Source organism: Acidimicrobiales bacterium (assembly GCA_036378675.1).
In the GTDB taxonomy this organism is placed as follows: Bacteria; Actinomycetota; Acidimicrobiia; order Acidimicrobiales; family Palsa-688; genus DASUWA01.
In genome coordinates, this window is record DASUWA010000026.1 from 42,456 (window position 1) to 53,339 (window position 10,884).

Annotated in this window: 16 protein-coding genes; 9 read left to right on the plus strand and 7 right to left on the minus strand. The window is 62.4% G+C overall.

The genetic code is table 11. From position 1 onward, the window contains the following. Positions 1–85: 85 nt before the first annotated feature. Positions 86–511 (plus strand): cyclic nucleotide-binding domain-containing protein, encoded by a 426-nt coding sequence (locus tag VFZ97_09780; protein HEX6393721.1) that lies wholly within the window; start codon positions 86–88, stop codon positions 509–511. 54 nt (positions 512–565) lie between these two features. Here VFZ97_09780 and VFZ97_09785 read toward each other — a convergent pair whose 3' ends face one another. Beyond that, positions 566–1,036 carry a RidA family protein gene (locus tag VFZ97_09785; GenBank protein HEX6393722.1) on the minus strand — a complete coding sequence of 157 codons (471 nt, stop codon included), beginning with the start codon at positions 1,034–1,036 and terminating at the stop codon, positions 566–568. An 85-nt stretch (positions 1,037–1,121) separates the two neighbouring features. On the opposite strand from VFZ97_09785, the gene VFZ97_09790 reads away from it, so the two are divergent. The 4 genes from VFZ97_09790 to VFZ97_09805 all read left to right on the plus strand — a co-directional run bounded on the left by VFZ97_09790 (position 1,122) and on the right by VFZ97_09805 (position 2,681). Then, positions 1,122–1,643: a hypothetical protein gene (locus VFZ97_09790; GenBank protein ID HEX6393723.1), complete on the plus strand. Its 522-nt coding sequence runs from the start codon at positions 1,122–1,124 to the stop codon at positions 1,641–1,643. 114 nt (positions 1,644–1,757) lie between these two features. Then, positions 1,758–1,973, plus strand: a complete 216-nt coding sequence (locus VFZ97_09795) for a ribbon-helix-helix domain-containing protein (protein ID HEX6393724.1) — start codon at positions 1,758–1,760, stop codon at positions 1,971–1,973. A gap of 5 nt (positions 1,974–1,978) precedes the next feature. Beyond that, positions 1,979–2,326, plus strand: coding sequence for a type II toxin-antitoxin system PemK/MazF family toxin (locus VFZ97_09800; GenBank protein ID HEX6393725.1), 348 nt, complete (start codon positions 1,979–1,981; stop codon positions 2,324–2,326). Positions 2,327–2,471: 145 nt separating this feature from the next. Then, a complete protein-coding gene (locus VFZ97_09805) occupies positions 2,472–2,681 on the plus strand; it encodes a toxin-antitoxin system HicB family antitoxin (protein ID HEX6393726.1) in 210 nt (69 codons plus the stop codon). Between the two features lie 15 nt (positions 2,682–2,696). Here VFZ97_09805 and VFZ97_09810 read toward each other — a convergent pair whose 3' ends face one another. The 4 genes from VFZ97_09810 to VFZ97_09825 all read right to left on the minus strand — a co-directional run bounded on the left by VFZ97_09810 (position 2,697) and on the right by VFZ97_09825 (position 6,695). Further along, entirely contained in the window at positions 2,697–3,047 is a 351-nt protein-coding gene (locus tag VFZ97_09810) for a VOC family protein (GenBank protein HEX6393727.1), read from the minus strand. Positions 3,048–3,846: 799 nt separating this feature from the next. Continuing rightward, positions 3,847–4,269 carry a DUF6157 family protein gene (locus VFZ97_09815; protein HEX6393728.1) on the minus strand — a complete coding sequence of 141 codons (423 nt, stop codon included), beginning with the start codon at positions 4,267–4,269 and terminating at the stop codon, positions 3,847–3,849. 150 nt (positions 4,270–4,419) lie between these two features. After that, positions 4,420–4,908 carry an adenylyltransferase/cytidyltransferase family protein gene (locus VFZ97_09820; GenBank protein ID HEX6393729.1) on the minus strand — a complete coding sequence of 163 codons (489 nt, stop codon included), beginning with the start codon at positions 4,906–4,908 and terminating at the stop codon, positions 4,420–4,422. Between the two features lie 1,124 nt (positions 4,909–6,032). After that, complete coding sequence (locus tag VFZ97_09825) at positions 6,033–6,695, minus strand: hypothetical protein (GenBank protein HEX6393730.1); 663 nt, start codon at positions 6,693–6,695, stop codon at positions 6,033–6,035. A gap of 148 nt (positions 6,696–6,843) precedes the next feature. On the opposite strand from VFZ97_09825, the gene VFZ97_09830 reads away from it, so the two are divergent. The 3 genes from VFZ97_09830 to VFZ97_09840 all read left to right on the plus strand — a co-directional run bounded on the left by VFZ97_09830 (position 6,844) and on the right by VFZ97_09840 (position 8,913). Beyond that, positions 6,844–7,329, plus strand: coding sequence for a hypothetical protein (locus tag VFZ97_09830; protein ID HEX6393731.1), 486 nt, complete (start codon positions 6,844–6,846; stop codon positions 7,327–7,329). Positions 7,330–7,805: 476 nt separating this feature from the next. Next, positions 7,806–8,381, plus strand: coding sequence for a GNAT family N-acetyltransferase (locus VFZ97_09835; GenBank protein HEX6393732.1), 576 nt, complete (start codon positions 7,806–7,808; stop codon positions 8,379–8,381). 133 nt (positions 8,382–8,514) lie between these two features. Beyond that, on the plus strand, positions 8,515–8,913 hold the full coding sequence (locus VFZ97_09840) for a hypothetical protein (GenBank protein HEX6393733.1): 399 nt from the start codon (positions 8,515–8,517) through the stop codon (positions 8,911–8,913). A gap of 87 nt (positions 8,914–9,000) precedes the next feature. On the opposite strand, the gene VFZ97_09845 is transcribed toward VFZ97_09840, so the two are convergent. Together VFZ97_09845 and VFZ97_09850 are read right to left on the minus strand one after the other, a co-directional pair. Beyond that, positions 9,001–9,369, minus strand: a complete 369-nt coding sequence (locus tag VFZ97_09845) for a Fic family protein (protein HEX6393734.1) — start codon at positions 9,367–9,369, stop codon at positions 9,001–9,003. After that, positions 9,366–9,491, minus strand: coding sequence for a hypothetical protein (locus VFZ97_09850; protein HEX6393735.1), 126 nt, complete (start codon positions 9,489–9,491; stop codon positions 9,366–9,368). The genes VFZ97_09845 and VFZ97_09850 overlap by 4 nt, the downstream gene beginning before the upstream one ends. Positions 9,492–9,612: 121 nt before the next feature. Here VFZ97_09850 and VFZ97_09855 point away from each other — a divergent pair, with 121 nt between their 5' ends. Continuing rightward, on the plus strand, positions 9,613–10,623 hold the full coding sequence (locus tag VFZ97_09855) for a phosphotransferase (protein ID HEX6393736.1): 1,011 nt from the start codon (positions 9,613–9,615) through the stop codon (positions 10,621–10,623). The last annotated feature ends 261 nt before the right edge of the window (positions 10,624–10,884 follow it).

A 10,884-nucleotide genomic window follows, 5' to 3' on the forward strand; every position in this document is an offset into this window, starting at 1 on the left:
GTGTTGCCGGCGTGTTAACAGGAGCTCTCACCGCAAAGAGACAATTTCCGACGCCGACCATCCGGAGATATGTACAGTTCGCGCCATGCCAGCCGATCGCAAGCTCGAGCATCTAGCCAACGTCCGCATGTTCTCGGCGCTCAGCCGCAAGGAGTTGAACATGGTCGCCAAGGCCGCGGACGTGGTGATCCTCAAGGCAGGGACCGAGATCGTCACCGAAGGCAGCACGGGGCACGAGTTCTTCCTGATCCTCGCCGGACAGGGGACGGTCCGCCGGGGCGGGCGCAAGGTCGCCACCCTCGGGCCGGGGGACTACTTCGGGGAGCTGGCGCTTCTGGACCGAAGCCCCCGCAACGCAACCATCGTCGCCGAGACCGAGATGGAAGTCGCCGTCATCGGCCAGCGGGAGTTCATGGCTGTCCTCGACCGGGTGCCGGCGGTGTCCCACAAGCTTCTCGTAACCATGGCGCACCGGCTCCGCGAGTCGGACACCAGGGCGGTATCGCACTAGGCCGTCCCGCAGAGGCCAGGGCATCACGACTAGGGACGAGTGGCCTTTTTCTATCTATAGCCCGTCCTCCAACGCCACGGTTAGCTCGATCTCGACTGCGCCGCCCCGTGGAAGCGCCGCCACCCCGATGGCAGAGCGCGTGTGGCGTCCGGCATCGCCGAAGATCTCGAACAGGACGGCACTCGCCCCATCGACCACGGCCGGCTGATCGTGGAACTCGGGTGCCGAAGCCACGTACCCGGTGACGGTCAGGACCCGTTTGATTCGATCGAGAGTTCCGAGGTGCAGACGCAGAACCGACAAGGCGTTGAGCGCGCACACCAGAGCCGCGTCGGCTCCGGCCTCGACCGTGACGTCGATGCCCAACGTGCCCACGCACGTCAGCTGCCCTTCGATACGTGGCAGTTGTCCCGAGGTTCGAGCAGTACCGGCATAGACCACCACCGCGTCGAGCGGGTCGTGCGGCAAGTGAGGCCCGTACAGCGTCAACCCGAGCTCGGTGACCCGACTCTCCCACGACGACATGGTGCATCGTATGTGAGGCCTTTCATCGGTTATGCCCCTACCGTTGCCCCTTTCCCACTATTGCTACCGGCGGTACGATTCGGACATGTTGGGCACGGACGAAGACGCCGTCCTGACTTGGCCGGTTCTGGTGGTGAGCCGTCTCCTGCCGGCCCTGCTAGTTGCGACCGGCGTAACCGTTCCCGCTGTTTTTTGGTCCCGACTTCCCCCCAGTAGGCCCGGTCCGCTCGGCTGGTCCATCGCAATCGGTGGTCTCGGTCTGATCCGCCTGGTCCCTCAGATTCGCCACCCGGTTGTAAACGACCCCGAGGTCTTCGAAGAGGCCTGGTACCTGGGTCTTTGGGTTCGCGCTCGGTTCGGACGATTGGCGACGGGCAACTTCACCCTCTCATTTGCCACGGCTTTGGCTGTGGGGTTGACCGTAACGAATGTCCACCTGACTGCCTGGCATGTTGGTCTTGGAACCGTAGTGACTGCCGGCGCCTGCTCGCTCGTCCCCGGCGTAAGCAGCGGCGTCATACTTCGCCGTTATGGACGCTCCTATCGAACAAAGCGTGTTATCGAAGCTCGTTCCAGACCGGCCGGGAGAATCGCGATTCGACCTTGACGCCGCGGACCGCGCGGCGGGAATGAGCGTTCCGGCTCCCGTGGCGTTGTCAACACCCTGAGGATGATGGGCGTGGGGGTAGTACTATCGCCCTACCTATAGTAGCATTCGAGTATGAAAGTCAGTGTTAGCCTCCCTGACGAAGACATCGAGTTCCTCGATTCCTATGCCCAAGCTCAAGGTCTCCCGTCGAGGTCGGCGGTGCTTCACAAAGCGGTGCGGCTCATGCGCGGCGCCGAACTGGCTCCCGCCTACGAGCAAGCCTTCGCGTCATGGGACCCATCTGACGACGCAGCAGACTGGGACATCACAGCCGGCGACAACCTCTAGCCCCGATGCTGCGTGGTGAGATCCGACTCGTGAACCTCGATTCAGTCATTGGGGCCGAAGCGAACAAGCGCCGACCAGCAGTCATCGTCAGTAACGACGGCGCAAACGCTACCGCCGCTCGCTTAGGCCGCGGAGTCGTGACCGTCGTACCGGTCACCTCGAACGTCGCTCGTGTCTATCCCTTCCAAGTCAGGCTGTCCGGCAAGGCGGCGGGCCTGCGCAAGGAGTCCAAGGCGCAAGCCGAACAGGTTCGCTCAGTCGCCGTTCAGCGCATCGGCCCTCTCCTTGGACGGGTCCCAGCAGCCCTCATGGAGCAGATCGACGAAGCCCTCCGACTCCACCTCGCGCTCTAACCAGGTTTCGTCGTTCTGGATCAGACCCACCGCCCTTTTGGCGAACGGCGGCCCGGCGCAGTAGGACGATTTCGATCGCCGGCCAGCGAAGGCCAGTTAGCAGTTTGGGCGCGCGTTCGGAGCGGTGCGCTGATACCATGACACCGTGGCTAAGAACTTCACGGTGAGACTGCCCGATGACGTGGCCGCCGACGCCGAAGCTCTCGCTCGAGCGGAGGGCAAAAGCCTCAACGAGACCGTCAAGACCGCGCTCGTCGAGGCTGTCGAGCGCCGGCGCAACGATCCACAGTTCAAGAAGACCCTGAAGAAGATCATCGAACAGGACCGAGAGCTGCTCGAACGCCTGGCTAGGTGACGCTGGTGTTATGCGTCAGTCGCGGATCGGCGTGTAAAGGTGGATCTCCTGCCCATCGGGGTTCGCAAGCACTAGGAGAGACAGGCGTGGAGTGTCGATGATCGGGCCATGGGTAACGCCGAGTGCGTCGAGGTGCGCAACCCATGCCTGAAGCGCCAGGCGGTCTGCGACAGCGAAATTGGCGATGGCAAATACGCCTAGACCGCGTGCCGCCACTGGGTCCTCACGCAGAGCTAGCACGTCGCCGATGCCCGGTAACTCCCCGTGCACGCCCCGGACGACTCCGTCGGCGTCTGGGAACTCGATCGTTGTCCGAAACCCGAACACCCGCTGGTACCAGTCGAGCGCTGTATGCAGGTCGGTCACGGGGACCTTCACATTTCGCAGACCAAGGAGCTTCGGAACCGACATATCGATCTGACCAAGAACCTTCTGAAGGGTATGGGCCGACGACAGTCTTTCCTTCCAGATCCACCGCGCACAACGAGCTGACGCCACTGGCCCATAGCGTCGATTCCAGCGTCCGCGGGCGGACAGGGCGGCGGTCGAGCTGGACGAGCGCTAGATGGAGCGTTCGGTGGTTCCAACGGGCGCGGCGATCACCCTGGGGATAGAGCCCCTTCGACCGCGCCAGCACCAGCGACCTCTTGAACTGACACGACAGCGGCGCCTGTGAGGCGGCCATAGACATGAGGAAAGAGTTCCCCACCGGAAGCGGGTTCCCAGCGCACGTGCTTGAGCTGTTCGGAGTCGGGGGCGACTAGCACGAGTTCGGGTTCGCCGGCGAAAAACCGCAGCGCCGTCGCCCCGACTTGTTCCCGAGAGGAACAGTGAACAAATCCGCTCTCGTGGTCGAACGGCGAACCGTCAAAGTGCCCGGCATCGTTGAACTCTGCCCACTCCGACGGTAACAGGACTTTGTAGATCACTCGCATATCACGCCAAGGGCGCCACCCGAACTTTATGTCCGTCGTACGTCGCTAAGCCACGAGCGTCTGGGCGTTCTGCACTTCGCACAATGAGTATGGGCACCTCGATGCGGTGCTCGATATCGCCGATTTCCCGGACGCATCGCGGAAGAGCAGCGACAAACCCGACTCGCTCGATGTGGATTGATATGTGCTGACGCAACGCCCGCGGCTGATACTCGATCCCTGGATCTTCACTACTTCCGAGACGACCGCATCGCTTTGACGACCTTCACTGCGATGCCCCGACTTCGGTGATCCCGTCCTTCGATAAGGGTGGCGTACTCGGGAGATTCTTTTGGGATCACCGCGAGCCTTCCATCGGCGTCGGCATGTATTCCCCACCCATACCGTTTCGCTAGGTCCGATGACCGCAGGCAGGCCCGCGGCCTGCTATAGAACTCGCGGCGAGCACTGGCCCGTTGTCTTGTCGGGATCCCGCGGCGATCGGCGTAGACCTCAAAAATCACATCGCCCGAGGTGTAGCTGTACGGCTGTCCGGCAATCATGCGCCATGTTCGTGCTGCGACCGACTCCTCACCAGGTGGGACGATGCCAACCAGAGCGGGACAGTCGTCGGAGCAGGCGATAAAGGTGTCGGTGTAATCGACGGCCTCCACGGCTAGAGATTGTCCCACTTTGGGCTACTCTGCGTCGGGGAGCGACCCTGGCTTGCCTTCGAGGCCTCCGAACGCCGAATCCGTCGCGACCTCCGCGGGCTGGACCTGGTCCGAGATAACGAACTGCGCTGTCATTATGCGCACCCAAGGTCAGACGGACAGCGACGTGTTCTCGCGCGCCTTGGCTGTATCAGCGACCCCGGCTGGCACCAGCTCGGTGGCCGCGTCGAGGGCACCGACTGCGATCAGGGTGCGTACCTGCGAGGACGAGATGAACCCTGTCTCCGGGTCCGAGGGGATGAGGAGGGTCGGAAGCCCTTCGCACCCGTTCAGGTAGGCCATCTGTTCTTCATCGACGTGTTCTTTGCCCGCGCTTCTCACCAACACAGTCGCCCCAACCTGGGCGGCGATGTCGATAAGCAACCCGCTGTGTGCGGCTACCCGCACGTTCCCGATGTCTTGACACGCAGCCGAAAGCATCTCTAGTCGTTCCTGCACAGAGAACATCGCGGTCCGCTTCTCTGGATTTGTGGCTACAACCACAACGAGCTGGTCGAGTTTCTCGGAAGCAGCGGCGATCAGCGCGATGTGCCCGAGATGGGCGGGGTCGAAGGACCCGGCGTAAAGTCCGACTTCCACACTGAGAGCGTACCTAGAAGTAGCTCGCGGTGCGCGCGTTCTGCGCTTGATCAGCTTGCATCTAACCGCTTGGCTGGGTGCCGCTCGTTCCCGGGACGAGGGGATGGATGAAAAGCCCCGAGCATCCTGGCATCGACATTGACAGGCGTGTCGATGTAGTCGTGTTCGGGGGTGTCACAAGTAATGCTGCATAGGAGGAACACAATGTGGCGGTTCCGACGGGATTATCCGAGCCCTCTAGAAGGGCGGACCCGGTTTGCCCAGGAGCTAAGACGACCTTTGGGAGAGAGGTGTCTGTGAACGCGAGGCCGCCGAGATATCCCTGGGGCGTTCGGCTCGCTTGCATGACCTGCCCCCCGTTGGAATCCAGTCCTGCGACTCCCGGGTAGCCCTGCAAGGTGCACGGACCTCTCCCGGTATTACGGAACAGGATCGGAAAACCGTAATGGCCGCCAGCGGCTCCCGGGCCGCTGGCTGACACCGCCACGGCGTGACCGAGGCAGTTCTGGGGGACCGATGCGAGCTTGGTGGTTGACGGGGACAGAACGATTGCCAATGAACTCACCGTCGATGTCGGCTCGGGTGAGCTGACGGTAGGGCGAGTTCCACCGGCTCGGTGGGATCCAGAGCTGCACGAGACGGAAACAACTGCGAGGATCACCAGCAGCGCCATCCGATGGCCAGGTTGGTTACCCCCAGCTTCCAATCCTCGTAGTGGTCGGTCCACATCCACAGCTAACCAAAGCCAGCGGCCCACAGCGCGATCGCCCCGAGCGATCGATTCCGAGATCCTGCTTCCGGCGGAAGCGGCACGGCGTCTAGGGGTCCCAACTCGGGTGATCATTCAGGCGATGTACGAGAAGAAGTTGCCACGAGTACGGCTGTCTGATGGGACGCTGGGAGTCCCCACCAATGCTCTAGACGACTTTCAGGTTCCTGCTAGCCGACTCCGCGACTGCGGAGCGTTCGGGTGCCGCCGCCGCCCCTTTCCGTAGAGCAATTCACCCGCTCCGAGCCCCGAGTACGAGCGCCAACTCGATCGACTCGCGTTCTGGATGAGCGCACATTCGGATCGTACGAGTCGACCTGTCTGATATGGACGGGGCTACAACTAGGGCTCGAGTCTAGGCGGCGGCGGTGATGCCTGATCTGGAGATCTTGAAGCCTTCTCCGTTGGCGAGACAGGTCATTCCCGCCGTGGCGGACGTACAGCTGAATGGACCTAGGCTGATGCGCTGCCCGTAGGGCAGTTCGATCTCATTCAGCGCCGGGTTGGCCAGGCAGCTCTCGCCGCTACAAGTGCGGTAGGTCCCGGTGTCGGACAGGGTGGCTGATTGGGGTGGCGCGGCACTGAAACAAAAGGCTCCGCTTGTCGAGTAAGGGGGTCCGTAGTCGATTTCGCAATGAATATTGCTGCTAGGTGAGCGGAACTCGATCCCGCTGGTGGGATTGGCGACGTCCGGGTTGAGCGTGGTTGTCGGTTCAGTACTGCTATTTGGGGTCGTGTCGACGCGAACACTGGCGAGGATCCCGCTGGTCTGGCGATGCCCTGTGACGTCGTCGAACGCGATACCGGCTGACGGCAGCCACCAGACCTCAGCGGTGAAGTTGTGTGTGACCGGAGCGCCGGGCGACCCATTCAGAATGCAGGTCGCCGACCACTCATACCAGCGGTAAGCCACCCCACCCACGACCCGGTCGCCCTGGTCGACCAGGGTCCCGGGGGTAGGCACGACGTTGTTGGGCTGGGAACTCGGATATGGACAGGGCAGAACACCGTCGCTCATGTACCACGCCTGGCCAGGATTCTGGGGAAATGTTGGATGAGCCGGATCGCTCGTCGACGGCGAGACCCACACACCAGTACAGCCGAACCAACTGGGCGCATCACGCGGCGGGCTAGCCGGATGGGCGCATCGGTCCTCCGACCCCTCGATGAGTGAGCTAAGGACCCATCCGGCCGGCAACCTGAACGACACACCCAACAAGTCGACTTTGGGTCCCCTCGAGGCGGCCAGCGTGGTCGACTCCGGCACCGTGGTCTCGCGAGTTGCGGTCGTCGAGGCAGACGTCACCGTCGTGGTCGAACCGGCGGACGTTCTCTTGGGCGATGCCGTACAAGCTGACAACCCGGTTAGCGCCAGCGAACAGGCTATTGCCGTGGCTGCACCAACCCGCGATCGGGCCAAGGAAACCCCCGCTCCCACGATCACGACAATAGACATCTCGCACCACACCAGAAGGTTCCTTCGACCCAATCGCAACCAAAACCGAACCCGAACCGAGCTCCTAATCACCCGATCTGCGCCCCGACTTCCACTCAGATCCAGCCGCCCCAGACGAGTCCGGAACGACAGCTACCTCCCGAGCGCCTATCGCCGAATCCGCTCGGGCAGCGGCCGGACTGCGGGTGGCAGTTGATTCAATTCTGCGCTGACGATATGTAGCGTGGAGACACCAGCCTTCCGATGCCCCAGGATGTCCCCCGTGATTGATGCCGTCGACGCTCTTGTTCTCGATTTACTTGAGTGGGTCGGACCAACATCTCGTCTCTACGGAGAGGTGATGGAGGCGTGGCGGACTTCCTGCCCGCGTCTGCCGGTATGGGAAGTCGCGAACGAGCGGGGCTTCCTCGAACGGCGCTATGAACCCGAACGCGGGGCTGTCGTCGCAGTGACCGCTTGCGGACTACAGTACCTCCACCAGCATCGGTACCGTCCGGCTGAAGTCACCTCGTAGCCCCGTCCTGGTGGCGCCAAAGGTCCGGTGCAAGCGATCGCCGAATCCCGAGCGGCGAAGAGATCGGTCATCCGTGCGCCACCGCTCAGAATCTTAAGCGTTATGCGTCGTATCCAGAGACATGGTCGCTGGTTTGCCATCCGCATAGTCTCGCCGTCGTGGGAACCGTCCTTCACACTGACCGACTGATTCTGCGACCTCTGCGGCAAACCGATCTGGCGGCCCTGAAGTTGCTGCACGCCGAGCCTTCGTTCTGGTGGTTCCCGCTGGGACGGGGTCAGAACGAGGATGAAACGGAAGCTTTCCTCGGTCGCGTTTTCGAGAACTACGAGTCGGGCGACCTCGGGTTGGAGGCCGTCGTTGTTCGCGATACCGGCGACCTAGCCGGATGGGCGGGATTATCCGTGCCTGCCTTCTTGCCGGACATCCTTCCTGCCGTGGAGGTCGGCTGGCGACTTGGATCTGCCTGGCGGGGTCGGGGTTATGCCACAGAGGCTGGCGCCGCCTGGGTGCGCCAGGGCTTTGAGAACCTCGGGTTGGAGCGAATCGTGAGCATTTACGAAGTGGAGAACAGATCCTCTGGCCGAGTCATCGAAAAGTTGGGCTTCGAGCTAGATCGGATCGCGACGATTCCTACCAGTCAGGTCGAAGTGCATGTCACAGCCCTCAGCCTGCAACGCTGGACGCACCTACGTAGCGAACGCACCTGGCCCCTGCCACCGTCCGAAACCTAACGTCGAATCGGGCGTGGTCGGGCATTCCCCTCTAGCTACAGTCCGCTCATGACCGTGCACATTATGGACGTGCCCTCGGGGAATCCTGGCGCCTCCGAGACGGATGATCAGGCGACGGTGACAAGATGTCGTAATGGGCAGGAGGTGCGCCGTCGCCGCACTTGGAGCATTGGGAACATTCCTGGCAGCGGGATGCGCCTCGTCTGCAACGTCGCATAACTCCGCCCGCGGGAACCTCGCCGGAGTGCTCGAGTTGTCCTCGGCGGTACCGGAAGGGTCCCCTCGCCCTGTGCCGGGGACGATCACGATGACGGCGGCTGACGGTACGACGCTGACTACAGCGGCGGGATCAGACGGGAGGTTCTTGGCGCGGATTGCCGCTGGGGCCTACAGCGTCACCGCACATAGCCCAATGTTCATCATCAACGGCGCCGACGGCATCTGCAGCGCCGAGTCAGACACTGGTCCGACTCCGGTCACGGTGACGGCCGGGAGAACCGTTTCTGTCACCGTCGTGTGCCCGACGAAGTAACCGAACGCCGATTCGGCATCTGTCAAGTGGTGTTGGCGCTTCAAGGGCACAGAGCGCCATATGGAATCAATCGGCGTCGGTTGATCGTCAGTGTCGGCGGCTGCGCAGGAGTTCGACCATTTGGTGTTCGACGTCGAGTCCGGCGGCCACTTTTACCAGTAGCGACGCGAAGTCGAGATCATCGGGTGGGAGCACGGTGGCACCGTCCTGGCCATTGCGGTCGAGGGTCCACTTGGCCAGCAAGAAGGCCGTCCTCTTATTGGCTTCGCCGAACGCTTGCGCCCGCGCGACCCGATAGGCGACCACCGCCGCGGCCGTGATCGGGTCGTCGACGTCATCGATGGCATCGAGCGCTCGTCGCAGCCGGTCGAGGTCGTCGGGCTCGTCAAACCATTCATCGTCCTGCCGGGCCAGACGATTGATCGCGATAGCCAACTCCAGGCTCGGTCGTATCAATGGTCGTGGAGGTAGGCGAGCAGTTCCCGGTAATTGGCTAACTGCTCTACGAGCCAGGCGCGCTCCTCTGAGGGCAGGTCGGCGAGAACCTTCTCAGCTCCAGTCCGCTCGGCGTGGCTCACAGCTCAAGACTACCGGGTCCGTGCGCTGGCCGCCCTAACGGAACATTCTGGACGCCAGATTGGTCAGCTCGCCGGATCGATGACATTTCCGAGGTCCCCAGTTGGACGCTGATGAGGTCTGATGCTGCGTAGAAGGTGGGACGGTGGGATACAGATCTTTATGGCGTGGGTGGTGCCTCGTGTCGGTGTAGACAATGAGTCGATGGAGGAACGACCGACGAGTTGCCGGCGGACGAGCCAGCGGGCGGCGATGAGCGCGATGCCACCGGACCTGACCCTGGCATGGCTGCTCGGTGCACTCGATGTAGCTGAAGTGGTCAACATCGAGCCAATGCGGGGGAGTTCGACCTCGGAGTTGCATCGAGTAACTGTCCGCTCAGCCGGAGACGCCCAGATGCGAGTGGTCGTACGCCGGTACGTCTTGGCGGACGTTCTCGCGGAGAGTCTGGATATTGTCTCTCACGAGGTCAAGGCTTTGCGTCTGGCCGCTTCGGCAGCTGTTCCGACTCCGACGGTTCTCGCCGCAGACGCTCCTGGGGAACAGGCTGACGTTCCAACGGTGATCATGTCTTGGCTTGAAGGACGTCCCCGCTGGGAGTCCAAGGACCGCCGGCGGTTCCTGATCGACCTAGTCGACGCCATGATCGCAGTGTCAGCCGTCAAGGTCCCGTCCGACGTCTCGGTACGGCCGATCAGCGGGTACACCCAAAACAGCTACGACCCGCCCAGGTGGGCGACACGGCCAGTGGTCTGGCGGCGTGCTGTGGAGATCTTCCATGGACCGACCCCGATCACAGACTTGTGCTTCGTACACCGCGACTTCCATCCGGGAAATGTTCTTTGGAACAGGTCGCAACTCACTGGCTTGGTCGACTGGCAATCGGCCTGCATTGGACCATCATCGATCGAACCCGGCCACTGCCGGCTCAACATGCTTTACTACGACCCCGACATGGCTGAGGAGCTACGGACTATTTGGGAACAACGCGCGCAGCGGATCTACGACCCCTGGGCTGATGTCATAGCCATCGTCGGAATGCTCGACCCAATGCGAAAACCCAAGAACCCGTCCAAGTCCAGAATGGCCATCGAAGATACCCTTGCCCGCGCGGTGGCAGACCTCTCCGGATGATCGAACACCCCTTGAATATTCTTTACCGCTGCTTCCGCACCTGGCCAAACGCCGACAGGCCCAGGCCAAATCACGGACGGCTCTAGGACCGACAGTTCCGCTTCCTCGGGGCGCGGGATGGACGCCTCTTTGCGTCAAGAGGCTTTTCTGGCTCGGTTCTTCTGGTTGGTTGAGGTCTGGGCGCGCCTGGTGGTCTGTTGGGGTCGTAGGCTCTTGGCGGGTCCGGGAGTGGCTTGTCCGAAGAGCTGGTGTTCGGGGTGA